We start from the raw sequence: 26,456 nt of genomic DNA on the forward strand, positions 1-26,456 counted from the left end.
TTGACCTCGATGGACGGAGAAGCGAACGGCAGGCAGCAGCAGAGAGGCCCCTCGCACGCAGCCCCGAAGGAGCTGCGCGCGAGGGGCCTGATGATCCAGGACGTGGAGGGACCCGAGGGGTGGCTTGCTGGCCACCATAGTGACAAGCCATCTGCGCCTGTTGAGTACCGCAGCTTCCCCGGCTCTACTCCTGAACGAGGTCGTAGACAGCCCGTTGATGGTCGGTTTTGATGATGAGCCCGTCTGCGCACAGGTCGCGCAGGATCTGCCGGACCCTTTTCTCCGCTGCCTGTTGGTCTTCCCACGCGTGACCGTGGTCGCCCAGAGCCTGGATGGCGCGCTGCGGATCCCAGGTGCCACCGAGGGCGCGAATCGCCTGGGCGAGGACATGCCGGTCGGGATGATCCTTCTTGCGGTGGTTGGCGATGCTGGCAGGGGCGCCGCTGTAGTTACAGTCGGCGCACTTCTCCCACGAGCAGTCCGGATCGGTGACGGCGGCGTAGCGGACGGAATGGTGCGAGCCGAAGCCGTGGGCGTGGAGCAGTTGAGCGACGGACCCGTCGTACTTGAGGGCCATGAGCGCGGCTTCGGCGATCTTGTCGTGGCCGGCGGCGAAGAACTTGCCTAGGCCGACGTCCTTCCCGCAGCCGCACCAGCACTTGCCGGTCGGGATGAGACGAGGCTTCTCATTGCTTGACATAAAGCCAAGGTAGCAATCCTTGGATTGAAGCCAAGATATAAATCCAAGGATAGCATCCAAGGATTGCGTCGAAAAGCAAGCGTACAGCCGCAAGCTGGCTTCATGCACAGCAGGGTCAGCAGCGCGCGTCGCCGGGGGGCAAGCAGGCTGGTCAGCTGAACGTCCGCGCTACTTCAAGCCGTCCCCTGAGGCGATCTCTGACTCCGGCTTCTTATGCCGGGACTTGGCCATCAGCAGGGAGGCGCCCTGCTGCCTACTCAAGCGTGGCCGGGGTTGGGGCGGAGCTACCGGCTGGGGAGCAGTCCCTCCCCTCACCACGGCGCCGACCGATCTGATCAACGCGACCCGGGCCAGGTCAACCCCGGACACTTCGCCGCCGTTCGGAGCAGCAGGCCGACGCCCGTTGGGCCGACGGCGAGTCGGCCGCCCGCGAACGTTGGCACGCCCTGGTCACCGCCCGGCGCTGCCTCCTCAGCACCAGGCGACAGGCAGCCGCGCGGCTGCCTCGGACTGCACCTGTTGGCCGACTAAAGCTTGCGGAGCCCGCTGAGAGCCCGTTCGAGCAGACTTACGGCAGGGGCGCTACCGGCCTCGGCGGCCTGCGGCTGGTGAACATCGACGATTCCTGCTTCCGCAAGATCAGCTACAAGGATGCGGGCAACTCCAAGAGGCACATCGGTGAGCGCCGCGATCTCAGCGACCGACCTGATCTCCTGGCACAGTCGGCAGATCCTCTGGTGTTCAGGCAGCATCCCCGCCCACTGGTGAGGTTCAGCAGCGGTGGAGACGAGCGCCTCGATGGCCAGGAGGTAGCGCGGCCGGGTACGTCCGCCGGTCATCACGGATGGCGCGAGCGAACGTTGTTCGTCTACTGCTCCCACGACTGCTGCCGCACCGGAACGGGCGGGGTACACGTCGGTACCAGCTGATCCACCGCCTCGCAGGTTCTGCAGGCGAGGGCGGTCGCCGTGCCGGTGAAGACGCCGGTTCGTCTCACGGCCCGCATCCGCAGTGTCCTCGGCAGGGAATGCAGATGGCCGGCCCGCTGCCGCTTCCTCGGCTTCGGCCCGTCGGCGAGCTTCGGCGGTGACCCGTTCGAGCGCAGCCGAAAGGGTCTCCGGTGCGGAATACTGTTCGACGAGCCGGTCGTAGGCGGCATCCTGATCGGCCGGCTTGGACGCGCCGATGGGTGTCGGATCCATCTTCATGCCTCCCTGTCCATCCGGATCGCGCTTCTCAGGGTCCGGCGCGCGTGGGCGAGGTTGGCCCTCGCCTGCGCCGGGGTGCACCCCAGGACTTCGGCGATCTCCGAAGGAGTCATGTCAACCAGTGTCAGCGTCATGACTTCCTGCTGCCTTCGGGGCAGAGCCGCGATTGCGGTTCCTGCGACCAGAGCGAGCTCCGCCGCGACCAGGTCCTGCGTCGACCCGCGGTCAACGAGTTCCCTCTCCGACAGCCCGGCCTGCTGATTCCCCGCCAGTTGGCAAGCCACCCGGAACGCGACGGTTCGGACCCATGCCTGAGGGGCCTGCACCTTCCCCCAGTGCTGGACCAGCCTGGTCATAGCCTCGGCAGCAGCGTCTTGCGCGATGACCTCGGCGAAACCGCGGTGGGCGACCAGCATGGCGATCACCCGGGGATAGTGACTCTCGAAGAACGCCGTGAAACCGTCGGACTCACTGTCCACTCCGATCGCCTCTCCGGCCCGGACGCGAATCGCACCCGTTCCTGCGCTTCACGACGACAATCAGCAGGACCAGTAAAGCCGAAGTGAGCGTGACTGCCACTGAATTGGTGGTCACGTACAGAGTCCCGAGACCTCCCAGAACGGTGTTGATCAACAACACCAAGCTGGCTGTTTCGCTGTGTCCCGAGCCTGCGGTCGGTTCGGGAACCGGATCCGGCTGCTCGGGGAGCTGCGGGTGGCTTTCCGTCATACCTACCTAGAGCCTGCGGAGACCACTCGCGCGAAAAGTGAAGTGAGTCACATGGAGGTCGGGGTCTGCGCGTGCCAGGTGACCGAATGTGGACTACCTGGTGGCCGATCGTCCTGGGACGGTGCTCAACGCCATAGTCTCGGCCGAAGCGGTTGGCCTCCGCCGCGTACCCGGACAGCCGGTTACAGCCAGCAGCAGGGCTTCTCCGGCACCGATGACGGCGCTACCCAGCTCACTGACCAGCCTCACCAGCGTCTCTGTCTGCACGTCAACTCGCCTGCCGGGCCGGCTCGTGGCTCTGGGTATGAGAGCGGAGGGAACGCTCGTGCTCTTTGTGTGCGCGGTCCTCTTCCTTCCTCCTCTTCAGTCAGCGGGAACGGGTCGCTGCTGGGGGGTTGCGTTTCCCCAGTACGGCGGAGTCTGCGAGCATCTCGCCTCCCTGCCCGGCTACCGGCCACCCCCGCCCGTCCGTCGCCCGCGGCCGGTCCTGATACGCAACGTCTGACGGAGCGGCACCTGGCCGGGCCTGCAGAACGCGAACGGCCCGCCGTTTCGGGGGAAAACGGCGGGCCGTACTGACCGCCACGGTGCCACACCCCCGAGCGCATCGCACGCCGGAACAGGGAAATCGCAGCCGCCCGGGTTCTCCCGCCGGGCAACGAACGGGGCCCGTCCGGTGTACGGACGGGCCCCATATATCGAGCGCCGGGCAGGCCTTGCACCTGCATTTCCCCGCAGGAAGCGGGGCGTCTTGCCTTGGACCACCAACGCGCAACCAGCCATCCTAAGTTGCGGCGACCAGCTCAAGATCAAGTTTAGCGTATGCGGCCGGCTCTCCGTCCCCAGGAAGGCCTCAAACCGGCCCGCTGTCGCCGGACCGGAGTCCCACGGAAAGAGAAGAACCACACGTGCCACAGGATCAGCGCGGGGCTTCGGCGCTGCCGCCGTGGCGGACCCGTTCCAGGATCTGTTCGTGGAGAGCAGCCAGGCTCTGCGGCGGCGCGGGGACGGGGCTGCCTGTGAGGGTGTACCACTCGTCTGCGTCCGTGTACTGGATGGCGATGTGGGCGCGTCCGTCGTCAAGGAGGCGGGTGGTGATGGTGAGGTCGCCGGTGATGACACCGACCTCGTCCGTCATCGCACCGCCGGGACCGGCCTTCACCTTGCTGACGATCTGCTCCGGCGGTGAGGGGTGTGCGCTCATGAGGAGCAGGTACCCAGCATGTCGGTGATCGTGGTCTTCTCGTTCTCGGTCACCGACAGTCCGTAGGTGGACTTCACCGACACCCAGGCGCGGGCGTAGGTGCACCAGTACGTTTTGGACGGCGGCTGCCACTCGTCCGGGCCCTGGTCGCCCTTCGACCGGTTCGAGGCGGCGGAGACGGCCAGCAGCTGCGAGTGCGTCAGATCGTTCGCGAACGCCTTCCGCTTCTCCTGCGTCCGCGTGTTGGCGCCGACTGGCGGGCAGCGTCAGGCGTTCGCCAGCGGCACCATGTGGTCGATGTCGAGATCCGAGGCGTCCGTGAACGCCTTGTCGTCGTACACGCTCACCCACCGGCCGGACACCGCCCGGCATTCGCCGTCCCGCTTGACGTCCGCGCCGTCGCGTTCCAGCACTGTCTCGCGGGTGTCGCAGGACTCCCCCTGCGAGGCCCAGTGGGGGAACTTGGCGCGGCTGTAACCAGACATCGAGCCGTTCGGCGCCACCTTCAGCCCGGCCAACTCGGTACGGGTTTGTTCAGCCGACGGCACGCCCGGCAACGTGCCCGTGCCGGCCTCGCCGCCCGGTGCCCCGGCCGAGGCCGAGGCCGACGGTTTGGCGTCGCTCGGCTGAGGTGCCGCCGGATCGTCGATGGCCGTGCAGCCGGCCACCGCGAATACGGTCACGGCCGCCAAGCCCCGCCCCCACCAGTACTGCTGACGCCCCATGACCTGTTGATTCCTCCCGCCGGGGACCATACGGGCCGCAGCGTACCCGCCCAGTACCACCCGCCCGGTCACTGCAGCGCACCGCTCACCCCTACGAGGTGAGCGGTGGTGGCTGACGGTCGGGTGAGCCGTACATCCGTGAGAAGAGGGGCGGCCAATCCGGGCAAGCCACAAGTGGCAGAAGCGTGAAAGCCACACCCGACGCCCCTGGGCGGGTCAACCATACGAGGGGCTCACCACGTCCCGCAGAACAACGTAGGGAAGCGTGACGCTTCCGCGACCGCTTCCCTACGGGCAACATCAGGCAGCAGACTCACCTCACGGCCTTCGTCGGGGTCACGTGCACCTTGGTCGGAGCACATGATCAGACGAAGGCCGCCCCCACGTCCGGCGAACTCCCAGGTGAGGACTCAGTTCGAGACGCCGTTCGAGACGCCGTTCGAGACCGGAAGAAAAAGAAAGCTCAGTACAGCTTGTTCACCGCCGTGACGGTCGTGGCCTTGAAGTCGGCCACCTGGGCGTGCTGGAAGGTGCCCATCCGGCCCCACCGGACGACCGTCACGGTGGCGCCGTCGCGGCCGACCGAGAAGAGGCCGATGTCGGAGGAGCCCCAGGCGGAGGCTGTGTGGATGCCGTAGACGTCGGCGCCCTCCTCGACGTTCAGCCGGCCGTAGTACTTCTGCGTCGCCGTGATGTCCGGGTCCTGCTGCATGAGCTTCTTCGCGCAGCCGGCCAGGTCCTTGCGCAGCAGCGCCGCGAAGTCCTTCGCCCACTGTTCGCTGCGCCCCTCGACCGTGAGCTGCTGGGCGTTGGTGTCGTACTCCGTCCAGTACTCCCGGTGCGTGGTGGTGGACGGCAGCGCGTCGCCCACGCACATCGGCAGCGGGTCGGGCTGGCCGGCCGTGACCGCTCCGGCGTACCACGGCGAGGACGGGTAGGGCGGCAGGTCGGCCGGCTCCAGGAACCGGGGCGTGTCGGAGGCCGGCGTGGTGGCGGCGGCCGGGACAGCGGCTGCGGCGACACCGGCCACGGCCGCCAGCGCGGCCACGGTGGTACGGATGCCTCGGGTACGGATCTGCATGGTCTCCCCCATTGGTTCCCCGGTCGAATGCGCGGGCTTGCGCCCTTGCCCCCCGTACGACCCACCACCACCCGTGACGGTTGCCCTGTACGTCCGCTACGGATCCGTCCCGATTGTCACCGTCCTGCCACCGGGTTCGAGGCCGGTGAACTCCCACTCCCGCCCGTGGTCGGCTCAGGTCAGCAACCGCAGCAAGAGTGACCAGGAACCCGCCACCTGGCAGCCACCGGCAGCCGGCTACCGGTGCGCGTACGCCACTGATCGGATCGCCATCAAGACCCGCTGGAGGCTGAGCGCCGACCCGGTCGAGTAGACGGCTCTCGCAGACATCCTCACCAACTGTCCGAACAGCCCGATCGAGGTCGTCCACGCACGCTGAACAGTCCTGTGGGGTAGCGGCTTGTGTGCTGCTACCCCACAAAGACTGACCTGAAATTCCGTATAGAAAATATTCACCCCTGCCAGAAAAAGGCATAAATAAAGTCGAGCCACAGCTCGACGTCAAGAAAAATAAAGGGGGTTTTCTAATTCCGCTTACCCCTTTCAGTCGGTGTCGCAATTTCTGGAATTTCGGAATTCTGTGGAATCTCACTCCGAATGGTGATTGTCGTCGGGTTTACATTGATATTGAATTCACTGGAGCATGCGGAGAGGGTGAGCAGGCTCCCCGCTAGGGCGATTGTGACCGCCAGGACCTTCAGCCAGGTCGTTCCGCGGTTGATGCGCGCCGCTTCAAGTCCAAGCTCCGCTGCTGCCCTGGACTCCCACATCCTCCACCGCGGGGCTTGTCCGCAGTTGCCGGAGTTACAAAGTTGCTGGTCAGGGCTCTCACTGCCCGACTTCTTGCTGAAATTTACCTTATACATAATTTCTCACTCTCCAATTGTAAATTTACATAAATGTCCCTTTTTTGGACAAAAAGGAACCCGGTGCGAGCCTCTTGGCTCGTTCCGGGCTGAATACGCCTGGGTGTGCGCGGCTAGCGCTAAGTTCCGTGTTTCAACATGCCTCCATAATACCAGGAAAACTGGGGGAGTGGAAGAGCGTCGGACCGCCACTGCGGTGCGCCGCAGTTTGTGTGCAGGTGAAGTCTGGCTGCTTTATTTTGGCGCGCATTGAACAAGGATTAGATTACCCAGATCTGTCCTCCTGTCAAGGTCTGCGGTGGGTGGAGCCATTTACCGGAAGCAGGTTCGAGATTCGGTCCAGCCCTATTTCTGGATTTGGCCGGAGCGGGGGTGCAGGATTCCTCACCATGTTCGCCGCCATGCTGTCCCTGACGGCGAACGTCATCGGCGCCCAGGTGCCCCACGCCGCCGAGAATCTGCTCCCGGCATCCATAGGTCCCTTCGGGGCGGCGAACCAGGACAGGTGGCGTGATGGGCCTCTTGTCGGGATCTGGTGTGTGGGCTGACCATGCGTTACAAACGGTCAGGTGAGCCGTGACGGAGTGAGGACCCATGTCCACGGGAACGGGTGGGGACTACTGCGCGGACAAGGCGCTGCCCAGCGTGTTCAAGCACGAGTTGCTGACACGATCGACGTGCTGGGCGTCGGCGCCCCGCTCACCTACGACATCAAGGACGACGACCCGCACTCGCAGACCTACGAGAAGGTGGATAACTGGCAGAAATGGTTCGACGTGATGTGGGATCTGCTTGCCAAGTGAGTACTTCGGAGCGAAGTGGTCGCGTTCCCGCCGGGTTGAGCGTTCGAGCCTGCTGTGGCGGGGGCGGGTTTCGAGGGCAAGCCGCGCCGGTGTCCATCCCCGCCAGAGGCCACCTTCCAAGGCCGGCTACAGGGTGCAACACTGCCTGGGTGGATGACAGGGCACGCTACGAGGCTCAACTGGACACGCTGATCGCCCTCATCACCTACATGGCCCTCACGAGATGGCGGAGCCGCTCTCCCAACGGCCTTTCAAAGGATCTTGGGTTAGCTGAGGACGTTGTCACCTGCGCGTTGAACGGATTTCCCGGCCTGTTTCGCCAGAGCGCCGACTTCTATCCGACTGACGCTGGACCCCAACACTCCTTCACCCTGCACGCGCGCTATGCACGACGCCGCCCACGGGGTGCAGACCCTGCCTTGAACCAACCAGCCGGTGCACATAACACGGCATCGCTCAGCGACCCCGAGCCCACTCAGGATGGGACGGGCGAGGAACTGGATGCTGAAACGCTCCGCGCGCTCCTGGACTACGTGACCGAACGCGCAAGGGCCGAGCGTGACACCCGCTTCCATACCCAATCGATTCGGTGGCTGCTAGCAGCAGCCACCGTGGCCGCCCTCGCCAGTTTGGCGGCAGCGGTCATCCAGACCCTCCAATGAATGGACGTTGACCGCGCAGGTCGGCGACCTACCGGAGCTTTCTTCAGGCGATTCCGTCGCGTCGTACGGACGTCGATGTCCAGGAGGTGCCGTTCCGCGAAGGCGGCAGCGGCTCCTTGCATGAACCAGGCTGGGGCGTGGCCGGGCCGACCACAGGGCGCCGGCCACGTCTGCCCCGTGGAGCGACGGGACGCCCCGGTGCCGTCGCGGATGACCCGTGATCCGGTAAAGGCGGTCTGGGCCAGGCTGCAAGTGGTCTGCCCAGAGTCTGGGTATTCGGCCTCGCCGGTGGAGTGATGCCTACGCGTCCCTGTCCCCGGCTCGCGGTGGTGGTGACAGGAATGCGGCAGGGTGGTCCTCGATCCAGGACAGGCCTCCGATGTCGAGGCGGTGGCGGGTGCGGGTGACGGCGACGTAAGCGAGGCGGGCTTCGCCGTCGTCGATCGGGCCGGGCACCGGACGGCCGGTGTCGTCCAGTTGGTCGCTGTCCTTGGGTGGGGTGAAGTCGTCGGCGATTCTCACGCGGGGCCATTCGCGGCCCTTGGCTTTGTGTGCGGTGGAGACGGTGACCTGGGCCTGTTGCTCGGGGACGAGTTGGGCGACGGCGGAGAGGATGGCGTCGGTTCCGTGGGTGTCGACGAGGTCGACGAGTGGCTGCAGATCGCGTCCGGCCGGGTCGTGGGCTGCGTAGTCCTGCAGGTCCCCCCAGGAGGGGAACAGGACCAGTTCGGGATGGGTGGTGCGGCGTCCGTCTTTCAGGTCGTGGGCGGCCAGGGCAAGGGCGCGCAGGCTGTCTCCTCCCCCGACCAGGGCCACGCGGTGTCCGGTGGTCAGCAGGTCCATGACCTGGGCGATGGCGCCGACGTTGGTGCGGCACAGCACGGCGTCTGGCTGGGTGAGGGGGCCGAGTTCGGTGGGCACGGTCTCGGTGCCGGTGAGGCGGAGGGGGGCGTCGGCGATGGCCAGCCACCGGTTGGCCTCGTCAGCGAGGCGGGGGCCGAAACGGAAGGACTGGGAGAGCGCGAGCAGGGTGCCGTCGAAGCCGGTCATGACGTCTTTGGCGCCGCGCCAGTCGTAGATGGCCTGTGCGGAGTCGCCGACCATGACCAGCTGGGTGTGGTCGCGTTGGTCGAGGAAGATCTGTTCGACGACGGGGTTGGTGTCCTGGGCCTCGTCGAGGAGGAGGAAGTCGGTGGCGATTTTCGGGGCGGTGAGGGCCCAGATTTTCAGGTAGTGGTCGTGGTCGAAGCGGACCGCGCCGTCGTCGGGGTGCTGGAGGTCGGCCCAGGCCTTGCGGGCGAAGGGGACGATGTGAGCGGCGAGTTGGGCGTGCAGGTCGCGGTCGTCCAGGCCGCGCAGGTGGGGGACGTGGTGGCGGGTGATGGCGGGATCGGCGGTGTGGCAGAAGCGGGCTACCGTCCGCAGCGCGGCGTTGGAGAGCGTTCGTTGTGACAGGTCGCGTTCGCCGATCCGGATGCTCTTGGTGATGCCGAGAGCCTGTCCGGTCTGCCAGGCCGGGCGGCGGGGTGCGCCCAGGCGGCGGGTGTAGTGGTGGCCGATGGCAGCGTAGGCGAGGGCGTGGGCGGTCTTGCAGGTGACGGTGGGCGGGAAGCGGGTGCGCGCGTCCTGGGCGATGGCCCGGTTGTAGGCGAGATAGCGGCCGCGACGCCGGGTGGCGTGAGCGAGCTGGGCCAGCGTGGTGGTCTTACCGGTGCCCGCGCCGGCCTGCAGTGCCAGGTGATCGCCGGCGTGAAAGGCGTCGGCCGCGGCTTGCTGTTCGTCGGTGGGGGTCAGCACGGCGTGGCTCCGGAGGTACGGGTGAGGGCGCGGCCAAGGGCTGTGAGGAGGTGGGGTGCGGTGGTGTGGGTGAGCAGGTTGTGGACTGCGTGGTCGAGGCGCTCGACCTCCTCGCCGGCGTGTCGGGCCAGGGCCCGCTGGAGGGCCAGTTCCAGGAAGAGGCGGGGTGGTTGTCCCGCTCTGTCGGCGGCGGCCTGGAGAACAGCGTGCGTGGCGGGCGGGAAGTCGACGTTGAGGAGGATCTTGCCGTCCGCGTCGGGGTAGTGCGTGGTGATCACGTCGATGGGCAGCAGTCCGCCGGTCTGGTGACGCAGTCGGTTGAGTGCCTTTCCCGGGGTTTTGGCAGGCACAACAGCCAGGAGGTGGGTGGCGTCGTGGTTGGCCGCGAGCGGCATCGCGCGAGCGGCCCGGTGAAGTTCAGTCGGGGTGAGGGACCGGGTCAGGGTGATGTCCAGTGCGTGGTACGGCATCGTCACCCCTTCCCGTGATGGCCGGGCGCGGTGTGGGACAGGCGGGTGCGGATGTGCGCTGCGTGGAGGAGGGGGTCGAAGACCTGCCATCCGGCGAGGGCGAGGTCGGCGGCGCCCGGATGGGCGGCGTGGGCGGGGCAGCGCTGGGTGCGCCAGCGCATCTGCTCGGCGTAGGGCAGGCGGCTGAGGTCGTAGACGGCCATCAGGGTGGCGGGCAGGGTGAGTTGGCCGCGCTGCGGGCTCGCGGGGAGCAGCGTCCATAGGCCTTGGGGGGTGTTGGGGGCGAGGACGGGCTCCGGGCAGCGGTGGCGGTGTCGGGTCTGTGCCACACATCGGATGCCCTCGACGGGGGTCTCGGCGAGGTAGCGGCCCAGCAGCAGTTGCACGACGGACCGGGCGGGGCTGCCGGCGGGCGGCGCGCAGACGGCGGCCGGGGCCGGGGTGAAGGCGCCGGTGTCGATGAGGCGGCGGGTGCGGACGGCGAGTTGGCGGCGTACCGCCTGGAGGTGCGGTCCGGTCGGGGTGGTGGGGGTGCGGTCCGGGCAGAGCACCGTGTGCGGGATGCGGCACCAGGCGCTGCCGTCGCCGTGGGGGTGGGCGATGCCGCTGCTCAGGTGCCAGCGGCAGGATTCAGGGACATGGGCGGCGGTCAGTTCGGCGGGGTGCAGGGCGATGGGCCGCTGGTCGGTGCGCTGGTAGAAGTCGATGCGGTTGCCGCACCGGCGGCAGCGGCCGCTCTGGCCGGCGCGCAGCAGGCGGCTGGGGCTGGTGGCGGCCACGCGCAGCGGACGGCGCGTCGGTGTGGTGCGGGGGCTGCCGTCCCAGGGGCAGCCGGTGGAGAGGGTGTTGGGGTGCATGGCGGGGACCGTGCCAGGCGACACCCCGCGATGACGGGGACGGACCGGGCCGTGTCCCCCAGGCGGCCCAGCGGCATCGAACGCGTAAGCCAGTCACCGTGTGAAGGTTCGATGCGTGCTCGCCGGTTCGGGTGAATCACAGAGCGGTGGGCGAGCAGGAGCAGCGTGGTCAGGAGTCCGGGGTGCCGGGTGGGGTGTGGTTGTCGCAGATGGGGCCCAGCAGGTGGTCGATCGGCACGTCGAAGGCGTGGGCGAGGGCGTGCCAGGTGGTGACGCTGCCGGTGGTGCGGCCGTGTTCGAGGTCGATGAGGGTGCGCCTGGCCAGGCCGCTGCGGGCGGCGAGTTCGTCGAAGGTCCAGCCGCGCGTGTCCCTCAGCCGCGCCAGCGTCACGCGCAGCGCAGTGAGGTCGGGGTCGGGCGGCAAGATCGTCACCCCACCATCCGACGGTGCAGACCCCTGCCCTGTCAGTGCGGGTTCCTGCACTATCGGTGCAGGTGGACGCCGGACGGCTCGACACTGCGGGAGGGCAGGGATCTGCACTACGGTGCGGCCGACTCCCGCTCTTGTCCTGGGAGGGCACGGCACCTGGACAGCACGGATTCGGATGGGGGCAACGGGCCGATGCGGCTTGCCAGCACGCACGCCACGGTGCAGCGCACCTGGACGGTGGAACTGCGCCCACTACCGGGCGGGCCGGCTCTGGCCTGTCCTCGCTGCACTCTGCACGGCCACCCCGTGCAGGCCGCCTCCGCCCGGTCCGCGGCCCTGACCCATCTGGCCCGCCACGCCCGTACTGACGCCCTGCCGGGGCATCTGCGTACCTGCCAGTGCCGGGCACGCGGATGCCAGTGGCATCCCCGCCACCGCGGCTGCGCAGGACCGGTACTCCTCGCCCTCACCCGCGACCGCAGCGGCCGCACCTGGCGTCTCGCCGACGCCTGCGCCGCCTGCGCGGCCGCCACCAGTCACACCGCCGTCGTCCCCGCCACCCTCCTCACCCCACGCCCTCCCGGACACGTCCAGTGCCGACCCGAGCCGCCGGGCGGCCCGGCCGAACGCACCCGCGTGAAGGAGATGCTCACCTACCTGGCAGCCGCGCTCCCACAGTTCACCTCCCCCGCCGCCCGCCTGCTCGCCCTCCAGTGCGCCCTACGCTCCGACACCCACGGCCACGTCCGACTGCCCGACGGTCTACTGCGCGGCATGCGACTGTACGGCCGCAACGAACTATGGGAAGAGCTGGAACACACACGCTGGCTACACCGCACAGCCGGCAAGCACCCGCGCACGCAGGCACAGCTGCTGGACGCGGCGGTCCTCTCCCAGCAACCGGGCGGCCAAGCCCGGGCCCGCGCCGCGCACTGGGCCCTGCACCCCACTCCCCTGGCGTCGCCAACCCGACGGCCTGCGGCTCTGCAGCTGACCGCACTGACCCTGGCCTCGCACACCTCAGGAGGCGCCGACAGTACCGACATGGAGGTGCTCGCCCGCATGTGCGGACACTCACCCCACCAGACCGCCGAGCTCCTCGACCGCCTGACCACATCACGCACACTCACCGCCTGGCACCACAACCGCGAAACCGACGAAGTCTTCTGGCACCTGCCCCCACAGCACACCACAGCACGGCCCGGCGAGCATCGAACGCACTGACTATGGTGCATGGACAACAAGTGCGGCTGAGCGCAGGACATCGCCCGGGCGGAACAACTGGCTCCGCCCGCCCGTACCATCGCTACACGGGGACAGACTGCACCAGGTGCGGCCACCCATGACTCAATCAAGCCCTACCGCCCAGCCCAGGCGCCTGCTCCGGGGGTTTGCTTCAGCCCGAGGCCGCGCCCCGAGGAAAGGCCAGCATCATGCCTGACACCCAGACCGCCACCACCGAACTGACGTCTCATTACACGGCCCAGGTGGCAGGCGACCTTGACCGCAACGCCAAGGAGCAGGACCGCATCGGCGCGGAAATCGACGCACTGCAGGAACAACTGCTCGCCCTGCAACACGACCACACCGTGCTGACGAGCATGCAAAAGGCACTTGGCACCACGGACACCGTCACCCAGCCCGCTCCCGATGCGGCCGCAGCACCCTCGGTACCGCGGCAGAAGACCACCGCGCAGCCCGATGCGGGCAAGCGGGTACGGGCGAAGAAGACTGTCGCTGCGCAAGGCGGCGAGGCGGTCAAGAAGCCGGCCGCCAAGAAGCCCGAGGCCGCAGCCAAGGCGACGGCAGCGAAGGCGGTCCAGCCCACCCTCGTCGAGCTGATCCGCCGCCACCTCACCGAGCAGAGCGAACCCCGCTCCGCAGCGGAGATCGCCACCGCACTCGGCCAGGCCCACCCCGACCGGAATATCAAGACCACCGTCGTGCGCACCACGGTCGAGGGACTCGTCGCCAAGAGCCACGTCCAGCGCACCAAGCAGGGCAGCTCCGTCTACTACACCACCACCGACGCCCAGAAGCCGACCACACCCGCAACGGCCCCGGCCGAGCACCAGCCCGAGACCAGCTGATCACCGGGGGTGCCTTACTGGGCACACCAGGACCACTGCCAGCCGACAGCGGAGATCATCAGTCGCAGACGGAGTTTTTGGCCTCCTCAAATCATGCGACGCGCAGAGGAAGAGGAAAGGGACAGCGTGCACAACGACCCCGACTCCGTCGCGTCGTTGCTGCGAGCGAGGTACAGGCGACGGCTGCCTTCCCGTCTCGACGACCTGACCGGACCCGAGCGCGGAGGGTGGAACTGCCGCTGCACATCGCGTGGTCCGGGCTGCGCACCCTCGATCTGGACCGGCCGCGCCAGCGCATGAGCCTGTACAGAACGGTGCTCGCCGAAGGCATGCGCGACGACCTGTGCCGCTTCCTCAACCGGGACATTCTGCTTGAGCTGTGGCCGGTGCTCCACAGGCTCACCAGCAGGGCCGTCAAGGACGTATGGGAGGAGGCATTCCCCGAACTGCGGCCGTAGCCGCCGTAGTCGATGTTCCCCGTCTGCGCGGTGGCGCTTCTCAGCCGTTGTCTGGCGCCGGTCGCGCGGCCTGCAGTCCGCATGACGGGTTGTCACTATGCTGCGGCCAGAGAGGACCGGCCCACAGAGGGGATCATCGGGGGATGCAGGATCCAGGCCGTCTTCCGGCGCCTGACGACACGGGCTCGGCAACCGAGGAGCGTTTCACCTACCAGGCGCAGGCCACGCTCCGTGGGGTGTTGGAGATGCTGGCGGGTGGCGGAGTGGTCCACGTGACGTGCGAACATTTCGAGGATGTCCTGGTCGCCCGGGCCGGCGGCACGGTGGCGGGCGACGTGGCGCTGTGGGACTTCCAGCAGATCAAGTCCCGCGAGAAGCAGGATAGTTGGACCTTGTCCAAGGTGCTTCGGAGCAAGGCTCTGGCAAGCCTTCTGCGCACCCATCGCGCCCTGCGGGAGCACAGGGACCTGCCGTACGTCCTGACGCTCGGTGTGGAGGGTCCGCTGAGCTCCGAGGCGGATGTGCGGGCAATCGCGCGGGGACAGGGAGGCGACAGCGCAGAGCGGCTGGGCAGGATCGCCAAGTACCTCGATGCGGACGCTGCCGAGACTGCGGAGTTCCTGCGGCTGGTACGCATCGAGGAACTGCCGGACCGTTACGAGCTGGAGCGCCGCAACCGCGATGTGCTCTTCGAGCTGACCCCGCATCTACGGGTCGGGGAAGTCGAGGTGCTGCACGCGGATCTCCTCAACCGGGTCAGGCTCGCGATGGGCGGGAGCCTGGGACCGCGTTGGCAGGCGCTGGTGACACAGCTCGATGTACCGAAGGCGGTCCTGCGCAAACGCCTGACGCCGCAGAAGCTCCGCGACGTCGCGCTGCGTCTGACCCGCCCGGACCTGGCCGACTACGTGCGCGCAAGCCGGCTCGCAGCACAAACACATCCCTATCCTGAGGCCGGGCAGGCAGGCGTGCCGTCGCTGAGTTCCGTCTATGTGCCGCAGCGCCTGCACCGGATCGACTCGGAAAACGGGCAACAGTACGGCAGTCCGGCAGATCAGTCTCCCGGCGATGTTGCCGACGCCTCCGCGCTCTTGGGACGCGCACCCGTGTGCCTGGTGCTTGCCGGCCCGGGCGGCGGGAAGTCCAGCCTCCTGCGCGCGGTGCAGGCCGACTCGGCCGAACGCTGGCTGGCCCGCGAGGACCAGCAACTGCTCGGGGTGACCGTGCCAGCCACAGCGCTGCTCGGCTCTCCCCTGCCAAATGCTCTGGCGGCAGCGGCAACCACACAGCTGGCCGCTTTCGCACTGCAGCGGACGCTGTCCGACGAGTTCTTCCTCAGCAGGCCCGCCCCGGGCGCCCGCTGGCTCGTGCTGGTCGACGGACTCGATGAGATCACCGACCGGCACGACCGGCAGAACCTCCTGCGCACCCTGGCCAGCTTCGCCGCCGAGCCCGACCCCCTGTACCGGTTCGTCGTGGCCACCCGGCCGCTTCCCGGGAAGGATCTCCGCATCCTGGGTCACGGCGTGCCCCGCTACCAGGTGGTGCCCTTCTCCCGCAGCCAACTGTCCAGCGCGGCCCAACGCGTCCTGGACGGCTTGGGTGTACCCAACTCCCGGGACGCGGCAGGCCGGTTCGTCCGCGTGCTGGACGACGCGCACCTGACCGGTTTCGCCCGCACTCCGCTCATGGCGACGATGTTGTGCCAGCTCTATGCCGCCCATCCCGGTCAGTCGCTGCCGGCCACCCGGGGGGCGCTGTACGCGAGGTTCACCGACCTGCTGCACCGCCGTATGAGCGGCAGGGGCCTGTCGGGAGTGCGGAGCCAGACCGAAGCCGCCCTTGCGCGTTTCGGCCTCACGGCCGTGTCTCGGGCCCATGACCTGCTTGATCAACTGGCGGACACGATCGACAGCCTGGCGTATGACCATCGCAGCGGCAGCGTAACGTCCTGGGTTGGCGCGCTGGCCGCCATGGGCAGCGCGCGGCGCCCCCGCGCCGTTCCGGAGGACGACTGGAACGGTTTCCTGGCCTCGGTCCTGGAGCGCAGCGGGCTGCTCACTCGTTCCGGGGACGGTTTCGCCTTCCTCCACCAGACCCTTCAGGAGTACTGCGCTGCCCGCCACCTCGCGCGCACCCCTTCTGCCCATGCCCGTGAGCTCGGCCGGCTGCTCGGCCCCTGGGAGGAGGACGGGGGGACGACCCCGTGGGGTGCGCCGTTGGACACCGCCTCCTACATCGGGTTTCTCATCGACCCCGGAACCGCCCCGCCCACCGATCCCGCCACCTCCCTCAGGGCCCTGGCGGTGCCCGACAACATCCGCGGGTGCCTGCTGATAGCCACCCAGCTGTCCCTGGGCACCCTGCTCGCCGACACGTGGAAACCACTGGTCCAGACGGCTGCACAGGCCATGGCAACAGCGAGCGCGGATGACGACCGTGACGCCACCTCACGCGTCTGGGCGGCGAGCGTGCTGGCGGAACTGAACCTCCAGGACGGCACCACCGCGCTCGAGACACTGGTGGACGATCGACTGTTGGACGAGGAGTTCAACGAGGACCCGCACAGCCCGGACTTCAGCGACCGTCTCCTGGCTGCCAGGTCCTTGCTGGAACTGGACCCGGTGCGTGGGAGAGATGCCTGCCACCGGCTCGTCCGCGACTCTCACCTGTACGACTCCGTCCGGGTACGAGCCGCTGACATACTCCTGTCTGCCGGGGACGAGCGCGCCCGCCCGGCCTTGGAGTACCTCGCTGGAGCGGACATCCTTTTCGACGACCGCCTCGACGCGGCGAACCGGCTCGCCCCCCTGGACCCTGACGCGGCAGTTCACGCACTGCACACCCTGATCGGCGACTACCGGGGCGACCCGGACTGGCTCGACTGGTGCAAGACCGCCGCCCAGGCACTGACCGATCTGGGCGACCCACGCGGCCGGCAGATCATCGGTGAGCTCTCAACCGACCTCTGACACCCGTACCGGCTCCGAGAAAGCCGCATCCTGCTCAGGACGATCGGCGGACGGACGAAGGGGCATCCGGGATCCAGCTCTCGCCGGACGCCACGATGTGGATGGCCCGGGCGGGCCGGCAAAGTCACCGAACTGCCGTGGCCTGCAACATACGCTGGCCATCGTGGGCATCTGATCGGCCCTATGGCCGCCCGGTTCGTCGCCGCAATTCATGCCTGCCGACCTTGCGATGGCGGCGAAGGCAGGGTGCAGTCGAGGGTGAAGGCTGCGACGGGGACACTCTTGAGGGCTTGCTGTGTATGGGCCTGTTTTTGCTGGTGCTGGTCAACTGACGCGAGCGTGTGATGGGTTGCGGGGCAGGATCGCCGCTTGGTGGCCGACCAACGGTCGCAGTCGAAGTAGCCGGTCAGCAGGATGCCTGCCGTGCGAGGGGTGTTCAGGTAGCGGTCGACTAGTTGGTGTTCCAAGGCTGTGGGCAGCGTGCTGTTCCAGCAGCCTTTGCACTCGATCACCAGTCTGACCGGGTCGTGTCCGCTGTCTGGCGGGGCTGGGACCTCGATCTGGATGTCGGTGCGGCGGCCAGCCAGACCCGGTCGGTCGAGCTGGACTTCACGATTGACGACCACACGGTAGCCGCCGATGTCCTGCAGGAGGAACGCGGCAAGGATGTCGCTGAGGTCTTCCTCCCAACAGGGCCACCACTCGGCTTGTGCCGCAGAGAACTCCGAGCGGTTCCACAGGGCGATGCTCAGGCCGTTGGGACGATGCAGAGCGTGTTGGAAGCGGCCGAGAGCCTCCAGCACGAGCGCCAGGAGGTGTCCTTCGTCAGTAACCCAGCGGCGTTGGTGCGATTCGGCAAGTGCCCTGAGCTGAGGGGGCGTTACCGGGGCGTGCAGGGATTGCGCGGCGGTGGTTGCGGTCTGCCGGGCGAGGTGGCGTAGACGCCACAGTCCTGTCTGGGAGGCCAGACGGTGCAGCTGGTGGGCAGCTTGCGGCGTGTTCTTGGCCTGGAGGAGCGGTGGAATGGATCGGATCAGCTCGCCGAAGTGGTCCTCGCCGATCCAGCCGGAGCGCAAGGGCGGGTCCAGAGCTTCCGCTGGAGCATGTCGGGCGAGCGCGAGGTATAGCTCGGCGAGGGCTTCCTCGGTCAGGTCGGCCAGCTGGTGCGGCTGCGTGTAGTGGTGCACGGGGCGCTGGCCGAGTTGGTCGATATAGGACCGGGCGAGTATCTCGTTGTGCAGATGTTTGTGCACGAGCGGCCACAGTTTCGGCAGTGCCGGACAGTACACAAGGATCTGCGCTGCCATGAGCCATCGGGTCAGGGTTTCGGGTGTCATGGCCGAGTTCGAAGGATCGAGGTCGAGGGTCGCCTGCAGGCGCGCGTAGGCGCTGGGGTGGCCGGTGAAGGCCAGGGCGCTGGTGACGCCCTGCCAGTGTTCAGGGTCGCGGTCTGGGTGGTCGGCCCAGACGGCGAGAGCGTCGACGGCGTCCTGCTGCGTGTGGGCGCCGAGGCGGCGGGCCAGGTCGTGTGTGGTGGCGGCGTCCGTGTGGGGATCGCGGAGCACCTCGTCAAGCAGGGTGATCAGGGCGGGGCCGGCTTGTTCAGCGCAGTAGAGCAGGAAGGTATTCCGGACGGCTTCGCCAGGGGATGTGTAAGCGTTCGTGGTGGCCAGGGCGAGAGCCCAGCTGGCCCAGTGGGCAGGGGGCGTCGAGGGGAGTTCGTCCGGGGTTCCCAGTACGGCGAGAGCACTGAGCTCCAGCATCAGGCGCGGATTGGCGCGCCCGCCATAGGCCAGCAGGTGCGATGGCAGGGGCGGCGCGGTCGTCAGCACCTGCCGAGCAGCAGCCCGCAGCTCCGCATCGAGGTCGCTGCCCTGCCCCGGACGGGACGGGGCGTGGTGCGCCCACAGGAGCAGCGGATCCTCCCACAGGCGAGAAGGCTCGGCTCCGTCGTGGGTGCATCTCATCTGGTCGATGACGGTGCCCCAGGTATGGCGGACATTCTCGGAGGTGGCGGTGTGGACGGCGGCAAGCGCTTCGCGCAGCCGTGTCTCGCTGTAGACGCGGCTCTCGTCGCGAGTGGTGTCGGCTTCTTGGCGGGGTTCTGGGTCGGGGGCCGGAGCCCAACGCTCGGTGATCTGCCGGAGGGCGGGATGGGCTCGGCAGGCTGCTTCTACCAGAGCTTGCAGATCAGGGTCGGCCGGTGGGGTGATGGATACGACCAGCCGGGCTAGTGCGGGTGGCACGTCAGCGAGTTGTTCCCAGTGCCCCATCCAGTAGAACGCGTCGTCGTAGGTGGTCAGGCCGCCACGTGGCACCGCGCTCCAGACGCGGAAGAAGTCTTGCTCGCCGAGGTGGGTGAGAAGGTGGAGTGTCAGGGCGCGGCGCAGGCTGTGCTGGGCGCGCAAGGCGTCGCCCAAGGCCTCGTGTTCGGTGCGTCCTTCAAGGCCGTACAGCAGATCGCTGTGGTTGGCCAGCGCGAGGAGCGCCTCACCGATGACGGTCTCGGGATGAGGCAGTCCAGGAAGCCCGTCGATACCGGCCAGGGTGACCGCGCGACTGATCAGGCTGGTGGCCAGGACAATGCTGTGCCCCGGTAGTGGCCGCTGAATCGTGTCGCGGGCCCACAGCAGAGCCTCCCCGGTCTGGGCTGCGGTCAGCTGGGCAGGGATTTCCGAGCGCAGCACCCACGCGCGGCCGTAGTAGTCGGCAGCCGGATCGCGAAAGAGGTCGAGCAGTTCTCGCAGGGACAGATGGCTGGGCCACAATCGATAGAGAGCGGCAGCGACAACTTCCGGTGAAGGGTCATCGGCCGCCACTTGCCTGACCCGTTCCACTGTCGGGACATCCGCGGGACGGAAGTCGGCGACGGCCCGTAGGGCAAGGGCGCGTAGCTCCTCGGGCAGGCTGGTGGTCCCGGCGACCTGCAGCAGGGCATCCGTCAGCTCTGGATGAGGACAGAATCGGGCCACTTGCAGCGCGGTGTACACCACCAGCGTGTCCGCGTCCGGCCGCAGGCGGGACAGAAGCTGCTGCGACAGTCCGGGGTGTTCGAGGCGGTGCAGCGTCGTATGGTCGATGTCGATCGTGTCGTCTTGTTGGACCAGGCTGAAGATGGCTTCGACGACCCGGGCCCGGTCGGCGGCCGGCCGTGCGGGCAGATCGGCCAGGAGCAGCACCCGCGGATCGTCGCGCAGGAGGTTTTCGAAGAGGGTGCTGTCGGTGCCGCTGCGCCAGGCGGCCACTTCGCGGTGGGCCGGGTAGATGTGCCGCGCTGCGCCGTCTCCGACCCACAGCAATCCGTCCTGGGCGGGCGGGTCAAGCTGGTGGGCTTGCAAATATTGGGCTGCCAGGAATTCCTGGTAGCTGCGGTGCGCGAAGGTCCACCGCAACAGGCCGACAGGATCGAACAGATGAGACTCGGTCAGTCGGCGCAGTTCGTCGGTCGTGCACGGGACCTGCCCGTCCAGCAGGCCGGGCTCATGTCCTCCTTCCAGTTCGGCCAGGGTGATTTCCCCGCGGTCGGAGGGGTGCGGGGAGGTATCGCTCAGCACGTTGTGTGCGCCGAACTGCATCGTCGCCGCGACGCGGGCGGCAACCGGCAGCAGACGCTGCCCCGTGGGCTGAGCCCGCAGTTCACGGACGTCGGCCGGGCGTCGGGTCTCGGAACACAAGAGCACGCAGGCCTGCTCGTAGGCGTCTGCCGCAGTGGCAGGCAGCGTCCCGTTGACACGGTGATGTTCGAGCAGCTGCAAGAGGGTGACGGGAGTCCTGGACAACTGCGACAGGCCCCGCTCGCGCAGCACGGTGCCGAAGACATCAGCGTCCAGACCGTAGTCTTCAGCGGCGACGGCAACATCGTGGTCGCTGAGCGGAGCCAGGATCATGTGCCGCACCTGAAGTGGCGACTGCCAGTGCCTGGTGAGTGTGTCCTGCAGGACGTCGGGCCAGCGCCCCGTGCGGCAGCTGAACCGCAGCCTCATATTGCTTCGCTGGTCCACGGCGAGTGAGTCGATCCAGTCGGCGATCAGCCCGCCCAGGGCAGGCAGGACGTTCAAGCCCTCGTCGACACTGTCCAGGAATACCCACCACTCCCCCGCCTCCTGGGCAGCGGACGTGGCAGCCAGTGCTGTCACGACCTGGGACTGTGTCTGGTGCCGCCCCAGGTTCACCCACCGCGTCTTGGCACGCGCAGCCTCCAGGGTCTGATACTCCTGCACAAGCGCCACTGACTTGCCCGCGCCCCGCTCTCCGAACAGGGCGAGCACCGGCACGTCCCGTAGCTCCTCCAGCCGCCGACCGTGGTCCCCTTCCGCGGCAGGCGCGCTGCTCCAGTCTCGGCCGGGTGTCCAATCTCCCAGCGACACCATCTGCCGCGCCCAGGGGTAGACCACTTTGGACAATGCTGCTGCCGTCACAGCTTCAAAGCGTAGAGGGACGCACTGACATCGCCGGTAACGGCGCTGGTTGACCATCGTCGAGAAGCCGCCGTACGGGGTCACGGATCGCGACCTCCGCCGTCGGTAGGACAGGCAAAGCCGAGCGGCCGATCCTCTTCATGTTTGGCGTCACGGCCTTCAGACAGACGAGGCCCCAACTCCTCCCCAGCGGACTCGGAGTACGAATTACGGCCCGGCAGCACGCTGCTGGAGGTGGCACCGGACTTCTGGCGGAGGCTGGCCGTGGAGGTCTCCGTGACCGAACCCCTGCCCTGGCAAATCTGGGCACCCCGCCTGAAGTTCTGGCTTTTCCGCAGAAACGGTACGCCAGCACCGGCCAACGCCCAGTTGAAGTAGCCGGGCTCTCGGTTGCCGCCATAGGGGCCGAGTCGGGGAGGGCGCACCGTGGGTCCGGTCTCCCAAAACTGCAGCAGGTAATCAGCGTCATTCAAGGTAGGCGTTGGGGTAGCGGGCGAAGCCGGTGGGTTTCTGCCAGGTGATCAGTTCGTCGTCGAAGCGAATGCGTCCGGCGGGACATCGCGCTCCAGGGCGCGGGGTAGGTGGAGCCGGTGACCATGCGGGGACGCTGGGCGAAGGCACCGATGCCGTACAGGAGGATCGAGCGCACCGCGCGGGAGGCGAGGTGAGCGGCGCGGACCTGCCGGGCATCTACAGTGCCCTCGTCGACAAGCAGGGCATATCGCCGCAGTCAGCGCACTGATGAACCTGTTCGCCCTCACCGATGAACAGGGCAAAGCCGCCACTGCCCGCATCGTACTGACCTACCCCAACCAGTAAGCGGTATGACGCCGAACTCAGGCCTTGCGCAGAGCTCGCGCTGCAGTGGCGATGTCGCGGCGCGCGGGCCTGTGTCCGTGAAGAAGTCTTCTCGGCGAGGAGTGCGGGCTTCCCCGTTGGCGGAGCGGATGCAGTGGCGGTCCCGGACCAGATGCCTGGCCGGCTACAGTGGACGCCATTTCAATATTCACTAAAGCGAATCTTTGAGCAAAAATCCAGTTCTTCAGGTCGACTTCCACCGCCAGCCGCCGGACGAAGCTCCGATCCTGTCGACGGATCGACGACGGGTCGACCTTTACGGCCCGAGCAGTCACCGCGGATTCGACGGGGCACCTGGGGCGTCGTTCCCTCCGCTCGTCGTTGACTGGCCCTGCCGGGGATCCGACCGGGATCGCCGCACGGGTCTCTCCGCCAGCCGCCCTCCTCTTGAACGGCAGCCCACGGAACATCCCGGAGAAGGTGTTCGCGCCTGCAGTCGACATCGGCGACAGCGCTGGGCGGGCAGACCCCCACCGCCCAGCGCGCTCGCGCACGCGGGGATGCGTCGCGGGCGTCGCCACATCCGGAGACACCTAACGTGCACCGGGCGCCCTCTACCAGACCGCCGCCGGTGGGACAGGATCCATAGGCCAGCCCAAGTCGTCTGAGATCAGGACTCATTATCCCTAATGCTCGTTTGACCCAGCGTCACGACATGCCTAACCTGACACCGAAGCGTTCTTTCGACGGATCGGAGCGATCGTGCAAGCCTCCATGGGCGTGGGTGACGCCGACGCGGTCCGTCTGTTGCCGGCACACACACGGCCGCCGGCTCATGCACCCTTCACGGGACTGCCCGCGATGACGATGCCGCAGGTGAAGCGGGCTCAAGGATGAACGATGTCTCTTGGCGGCGCGGAGAGAAACGCGATGGCCGGCTTCTCCAGTCCTTCGCCTGCTGCCCTGCGGATCATCCCCGGCGCCGTGCGTGCGATCAGCCCTGGGCCCATGAGGTGCAGACCTACTTCCGCCGCGACGCGATCACGTCGTGCAACCAGCACGAAGCCGTCTACGACCAGCGCCTGCTCCTCGTCCTGGACGGAACGGACCTTGTCGGGGCGGCCGTGCACGCGCTGACCGAAGCCGACGATCCGGCCGGCTTTCGCGAGCGGGCGCTTGTCGCTTATGCGGTAGGTGTCGATCACCAGGGAAAGTCGCTGTCCGACGGCCGCCGCGCGTCCACGGCGGTCCTAGAGGCCGTCTTCATGGACATCGTCTCGCGTCACGTGGAGGAACAGGTCGTCTTCCTCCACGCCTCGGTCCACCCGGCCAACGAGGCCTCTCGCACCGTTCTCAGCCGCCACGGCATCCAGCGCCGCAGCACCAACGGCGACTACCTGGTCCACTCCACCCGCATCCGCTGACCGGCATCGGCCAGCCCTTCTCCGGGAACCCGCCGCCCTCTCAGTCGGGCACGCCCGCGCCAGAACGGTTCCGCCGACCTGGGCGAGCCCTAACCCCTAAAGACCCATCGCCATGTCGCTCAACAGGTCGAATCTCGCCTTCAGAGCGCCAAGGTGATCGCCGCCCGTCCCTCCCGACAGCTCCAGGGGAGAAGATCCCGGAGAGTGCGACGGCGTGGGCGGACCCGGACGGGTGGCCTGCCGTGCCTCTATCCGATGCCCCACGAACCGGAGTTCGGTCGGGGCGCCGCATGGCCGCCCGGACGGAGTCGGTCTGCTACACACCGCGGCATGCGAAGACCGCGCGCCAGGTTTTCGCGGGGCGCACCCGCCGGTACGTGGTGACGTCCGCCGTCGAGGTGTACGAGTACACGGTGGCCCCAGCGGCCGAGGGCGTCATGGATCCGCACGGCAGCCGTCGACCACAACCTCCCCTGGGGCGACCCGGAGTTCCTCGACGCGCATGACGGCGAGGGCGAGCGGCAGGCCGAGGCCGTGTTCGCACCCGACCCGCTCGTTCCCCATGTGACCGTGCGCGTCACCCATGCCCTCGGAGGTGACGACGACTTCACCGACCGCCTGGAGCACTACGCCGAGCCCATCCGCACAAGCGAGGCGACCGCCGCGCCGTCAACCACCCGGCGACCTACATCCATGTCGTTTGCCGTCCGCACCCAGCCACGGCCAGCCCCTGCCGAACGGGCATACTCGCATCACGAGCGACCAAGGGGAACCACCCAAGCGACAACAATATTTGCTATTGCATTTCTCATTGCAACTATTGACTCTCACCCCTTGGAGCCAGGCTGCGAACGATACGCCGCCACCCTCCCCGCCGGTCCGGCAGTCAGCGCAGCCCAGGAGGACAGGCGGGAAACGAACGGGCAGCCGATCCCCGACCCGCCTCGCGACGCTCAACATCAGCCCTACACCACCACAGGCAACCCCCAGGAGCACGAGATGGCCCATAGGCACCCGCCAGGGTCTCGACTTCGACGGGACGACGCTCCTACGGCTCAGCCCGTCCACGTCAGCCGGATTGGGGCCCGCCTCCACCGATGGGCACCTTCATAGACAGCCATCCCCATCATCGAGGATGACCTGCACTTCACACGGCGGATCCGCTTCGGGCAGGTAGCGGAGGCGGGATTCCGGTGGCGCCACAATCAGATGGGCAACCGATCCTCCACCACCCGCGCCAGCCGGTACAGCAGACGTGGACGATGCTCACCCCGCACAGCCCTCACCCCGCAGGCCGGCAGAACAGTGCGCAGGGGCAGCGCCAACTCTGCCCACGAGGCATGCAGTCCCAGAATGCGCATGCGCTCCCCGGGTTCGCCGCCAATCGCTCGTCGACCTGCCCGATGCGTGATCAGGACAACCCTCAGCAGTGACGGCATTCCCCCTTCTCGTTACCTGACGCTCCAGCCCACATGACAAAAGCGCAGTTCATCGCTGGTGCACACTGCAGAGAGAGACAAACGGCAGGCCGCAGATGCGGTTGACCAAACGCCCGGAATACACTTACTGTGACACCGAAGCGTTTTTTCGACGGATCGGGGTGGTGTCCATGCAACCACATACGAGCGTGCTCTTCGCGACGGTCGGCTGCGTGATGCTGTTCGTCGGCTGCGTGATGCTGTTCGTCGGCTGTGTGATGTCGTTCCTGGTCGCGCAAGCACTCCCGGAGAGATCTCTCCGGGTCGCACCGCGCACGTTCCGGCACTCCTTGCCCCTGAGGAGGCACCTTTCCATCAGAGAGGAGCGGCTGTGCAAGTCCTTGCCGACATGACCGAAGCAGCCCCGGTCCGCCCATGGCCTGTAGCAAGCTGGATAGGCGTACTGAACGCATACAGCCCCGTCGGGGAGCCGACAGAAGCCCGGCTGCGGACGTTGCGCCGCAATCACGTCGTCTCCGAAGGGGTCCAGGAAGCCGTCCATGAAGCTGGCGGCCGACTCGGCGGCAAAGTATCCCTGTTCTGCGAACTGAACATCGACGCTGCAGTGCTCTCACGGCGGGGAGACAGCACATCGGCTGACCTCTACCGAAATGCGTCCACGGCTCTCGAGGGACGCTTGAGGCAACTCCTCACAGAGCACCGCGTGCGACCGGCGGAACTTGTACGTCCATCCGAGCCGCGAAGCCGCGCGGCGTGGCATGTTCTGCATACGTTCAGTGACGCGGTCACCGATGCACGCGCTGGCCTGCCCCCGGTTCCCGACGAGGACGTAGTTCCTGGAGTCCTGGCCGCACAAGTCGGCAAGTGGGTGCGCTTTGTGACTGGCGAAGGCTCCTCGCACTATGACCTTCCCTGGGACATGGTCCGTGCCGCTGGTCTATCGATAGGCGATCCAGCCGTCTTTTGCCGCGAGCTGCTGCCCAACAGCAATGTCATCCTTCGGCTGCGCGCAGGACTGCGGCTGGAGCCAAGCAATCTTCTGGGTGCTTCAGATGAGGGGACCAGCCCACTGGAGCGTCGCGCGCGACAGCCAGTGGATCCTGCAATGCGTGCAGCACTCCTTGAGACGCTTGCCGCTGATGAGCCACTCGTAAAGCGCATCACAGGATGAAGGGCTCCCTCTCCGGCCTTGCGGAGCGACACAGCCGGAGAGGCTGCCCGCTTGCCACTCCACAGAGGGCTCTCCCTCACCACAGTGCTGACCGAGTACCCGCGACAGCACGGCAGGCCACAACTCCCACGGGATCTCCGACCCTATACCCGAC

Annotated in this window: 20 protein-coding genes and 2 pseudogenes; 10 read left to right on the forward strand and 12 right to left on the reverse strand. The window is 67.5% G+C overall.

Features of this window, described 5'->3' with window-relative positions:
* Positions 1 to 184 precede the first annotated feature (184 nt).
* The 6 genes and pseudogenes from OG595_RS00225 to OG595_RS00250 all read right to left on the reverse strand — a co-directional run bounded on the left by OG595_RS00225 (position 185) and on the right by OG595_RS00250 (position 5,659).
* Positions 185 to 700 (reverse strand): hypothetical protein, encoded by a 516-nt coding sequence (locus OG595_RS00225; RefSeq protein ID WP_329266581.1) that lies wholly within the window; start codon positions 698 to 700, stop codon positions 185 to 187.
* Between the two features lie 527 nt (positions 701 to 1,227).
* Positions 1,228 to 1,581 (reverse strand): DUF742 domain-containing protein, encoded by a 354-nt coding sequence (locus OG595_RS00230; RefSeq protein WP_443073316.1) that lies wholly within the window; start codon positions 1,579 to 1,581, stop codon positions 1,228 to 1,230.
* A 323-nt stretch (positions 1,582 to 1,904) separates the two neighbouring features.
* The gene (locus OG595_RS00235; protein ID WP_329266583.1) at positions 1,905 to 2,387 is read right to left on the reverse strand and encodes an RNA polymerase sigma factor; all 483 of its coding nucleotides are present in this window, start codon (positions 2,385 to 2,387) and stop codon (positions 1,905 to 1,907) included.
* 1,169 nt (positions 2,388 to 3,556) lie between these two features.
* Positions 3,557 to 3,841 carry a hypothetical protein gene (locus OG595_RS00240; RefSeq protein WP_329266585.1) on the reverse strand — a complete coding sequence of 95 codons (285 nt, stop codon included), beginning with the start codon at positions 3,839 to 3,841 and terminating at the stop codon, positions 3,557 to 3,559.
* A pseudogene (locus tag OG595_RS00245) lies at positions 3,838 to 4,566 on the reverse strand (GmrSD restriction endonuclease domain-containing protein). The gene OG595_RS00240 and the pseudogene OG595_RS00245 overlap by 4 nt, the downstream one beginning before the upstream one ends.
* Positions 4,567 to 5,029: 463 nt before the next feature.
* Positions 5,030 to 5,659 carry a hypothetical protein gene (locus OG595_RS00250; protein ID WP_329266587.1) on the reverse strand — a complete coding sequence of 210 codons (630 nt, stop codon included), beginning with the start codon at positions 5,657 to 5,659 and terminating at the stop codon, positions 5,030 to 5,032.
* 61 nt (positions 5,660 to 5,720) lie between these two features.
* On the opposite strand from OG595_RS00250, the gene OG595_RS00255 reads away from it, so the two are divergent.
* The 4 genes from OG595_RS00255 (at position 5,721) to OG595_RS00270 (ending at position 7,978) form a co-directional block, all read left to right on the forward strand.
* Positions 5,721 to 5,960 carry a hypothetical protein gene (locus OG595_RS00255; protein ID WP_329266589.1) on the forward strand — a complete coding sequence of 80 codons (240 nt, stop codon included), beginning with the start codon at positions 5,721 to 5,723 and terminating at the stop codon, positions 5,958 to 5,960.
* 942 nt (positions 5,961 to 6,902) lie between these two features.
* Positions 6,903 to 7,061 (forward strand): hypothetical protein, encoded by a 159-nt coding sequence (locus OG595_RS00260; protein ID WP_329266591.1) that lies wholly within the window; start codon positions 6,903 to 6,905, stop codon positions 7,059 to 7,061.
* Between the two features lie 36 nt (positions 7,062 to 7,097).
* Entirely contained in the window at positions 7,098 to 7,316 is a 219-nt protein-coding gene (locus tag OG595_RS00265; RefSeq protein ID WP_329266592.1) for a hypothetical protein, read from the forward strand.
* 149 nt (positions 7,317 to 7,465) lie between these two features.
* A complete protein-coding gene (locus OG595_RS00270; protein ID WP_329266594.1) occupies positions 7,466 to 7,978 on the forward strand; it encodes a hypothetical protein in 513 nt (170 codons plus the stop codon).
* Positions 7,979 to 8,278: 300 nt separating this feature from the next.
* On the opposite strand, the gene OG595_RS00275 is transcribed toward OG595_RS00270, so the two are convergent.
* From OG595_RS00275 to OG595_RS00290, 4 genes are all read right to left on the reverse strand, one after another.
* The gene (locus OG595_RS00275) at positions 8,279 to 9,772 is read right to left on the reverse strand and encodes a UvrD-helicase domain-containing protein (RefSeq protein ID WP_329282546.1); all 1,494 of its coding nucleotides are present in this window, start codon (positions 9,770 to 9,772) and stop codon (positions 8,279 to 8,281) included.
* Positions 9,769 to 10,245, reverse strand: a complete 477-nt coding sequence (locus tag OG595_RS00280; RefSeq protein ID WP_329266597.1) for a hypothetical protein — start codon at positions 10,243 to 10,245, stop codon at positions 9,769 to 9,771. The genes OG595_RS00275 and OG595_RS00280 overlap by 4 nt, the downstream gene beginning before the upstream one ends.
* A gap of 2 nt (positions 10,246 to 10,247) precedes the next feature.
* The gene (locus OG595_RS00285) at positions 10,248 to 11,102 is read right to left on the reverse strand and encodes a DUF6083 domain-containing protein (RefSeq protein ID WP_329266599.1); all 855 of its coding nucleotides are present in this window, start codon (positions 11,100 to 11,102) and stop codon (positions 10,248 to 10,250) included.
* 169 nt (positions 11,103 to 11,271) lie between these two features.
* Positions 11,272 to 11,535 (reverse strand): helix-turn-helix domain-containing protein, encoded by a 264-nt coding sequence (locus OG595_RS00290; RefSeq protein WP_046702854.1) that lies wholly within the window; start codon positions 11,533 to 11,535, stop codon positions 11,272 to 11,274.
* 189 nt (positions 11,536 to 11,724) lie between these two features.
* On the opposite strand from OG595_RS00290, the gene OG595_RS00295 reads away from it, so the two are divergent.
* From OG595_RS00295 to OG595_RS00310, 4 genes and pseudogenes are all read left to right on the forward strand, one after another.
* Entirely contained in the window at positions 11,725 to 12,756 is a 1,032-nt protein-coding gene (locus tag OG595_RS00295; protein ID WP_329266602.1) for a hypothetical protein, read from the forward strand.
* A gap of 209 nt (positions 12,757 to 12,965) precedes the next feature.
* Positions 12,966 to 13,622, forward strand: coding sequence for a hypothetical protein (locus OG595_RS00300; RefSeq protein ID WP_329266604.1), 657 nt, complete (start codon positions 12,966 to 12,968; stop codon positions 13,620 to 13,622).
* Positions 13,623 to 13,715: 93 nt separating this feature from the next.
* Positions 13,716 to 14,080 (forward strand): annotated as a pseudogene (locus OG595_RS00305) (hypothetical protein).
* 143 nt (positions 14,081 to 14,223) lie between these two features.
* Entirely contained in the window at positions 14,224 to 17,052 is a 2,829-nt protein-coding gene (locus OG595_RS00310; protein ID WP_329266606.1) for a dsDNA nuclease domain-containing protein, read from the forward strand.
* A gap of 209 nt (positions 17,053 to 17,261) precedes the next feature.
* Here OG595_RS00310 and OG595_RS00315 read toward each other — a convergent pair whose 3' ends face one another.
* The gene (locus OG595_RS00315) at positions 17,262 to 21,470 is read right to left on the reverse strand and encodes an NACHT domain-containing protein (RefSeq protein WP_329266608.1); all 4,209 of its coding nucleotides are present in this window, start codon (positions 21,468 to 21,470) and stop codon (positions 17,262 to 17,264) included.
* A 1,811-nt stretch (positions 21,471 to 23,281) separates the two neighbouring features.
* On the opposite strand from OG595_RS00315, the gene OG595_RS00320 reads away from it, so the two are divergent.
* Entirely contained in the window at positions 23,282 to 23,692 is a 411-nt protein-coding gene (locus tag OG595_RS00320; protein ID WP_329266610.1) for a hypothetical protein, read from the forward strand.
* Between the two features lie 435 nt (positions 23,693 to 24,127).
* On the opposite strand, the gene OG595_RS00325 is transcribed toward OG595_RS00320, so the two are convergent.
* Positions 24,128 to 24,319, reverse strand: a complete 192-nt coding sequence (locus tag OG595_RS00325) for a hypothetical protein (protein ID WP_329266612.1) — start codon at positions 24,317 to 24,319, stop codon at positions 24,128 to 24,130.
* Between the two features lie 1,200 nt (positions 24,320 to 25,519).
* Here OG595_RS00325 and OG595_RS00330 point away from each other — a divergent pair.
* Positions 25,520 to 26,302, forward strand: a complete 783-nt coding sequence (locus OG595_RS00330; RefSeq protein WP_329266614.1) for a hypothetical protein — start codon at positions 25,520 to 25,522, stop codon at positions 26,300 to 26,302.
* The last annotated feature ends 154 nt before the right edge of the window (positions 26,303 to 26,456 follow it).

This window comes from Streptomyces sp. NBC_01451 (assembly GCF_036227485.1).
Classification (GTDB): Bacteria; Actinomycetota; Actinomycetes; order Streptomycetales; family Streptomycetaceae; genus Streptomyces.

Excerpts from the sequence above, each read along its gene's own strand:
- OG595_RS00225 (WP_329266581.1), bottom strand. The coding sequence starts at position 700 with ATGTCAAGCAATGAGAAGCCTCGTCTCATCCCGACCGGCAAGTGCTGG.
- OG595_RS00240 (WP_329266585.1), bottom strand. The coding sequence starts at position 3,841 with ATGAGCGCACACCCCTCACCGCCGGAGCAGATCGTCAGCAAGGTGAAG.
- OG595_RS00250 (WP_329266587.1), bottom strand. The coding sequence starts at position 5,659 with ATGGGGGAGACCATGCAGATCCGTACCCGAGGCATCCGTACCACCGTG.
- OG595_RS00260 (WP_329266591.1), top strand. The coding sequence starts at position 6,903 with ATGTTCGCCGCCATGCTGTCCCTGACGGCGAACGTCATCGGCGCCCAG.
- OG595_RS00280 (WP_329266597.1), bottom strand. The coding sequence starts at position 10,245 with ATGCCGTACCACGCACTGGACATCACCCTGACCCGGTCCCTCACCCCG.
- OG595_RS00285 (WP_329266599.1), bottom strand. The coding sequence starts at position 11,102 with ATGCACCCCAACACCCTCTCCACCGGCTGCCCCTGGGACGGCAGCCCC.
- OG595_RS00295 (WP_329266602.1), top strand. The coding sequence starts at position 11,725 with ATGCGGCTTGCCAGCACGCACGCCACGGTGCAGCGCACCTGGACGGTG.
- OG595_RS00300 (WP_329266604.1), top strand. The coding sequence starts at position 12,966 with ATGCCTGACACCCAGACCGCCACCACCGAACTGACGTCTCATTACACG.
- OG595_RS00310 (WP_329266606.1), top strand. The coding sequence starts at position 14,224 with ATGCAGGATCCAGGCCGTCTTCCGGCGCCTGACGACACGGGCTCGGCA.
- OG595_RS00330 (WP_329266614.1), top strand. The coding sequence starts at position 25,520 with ATGACCGAAGCAGCCCCGGTCCGCCCATGGCCTGTAGCAAGCTGGATA.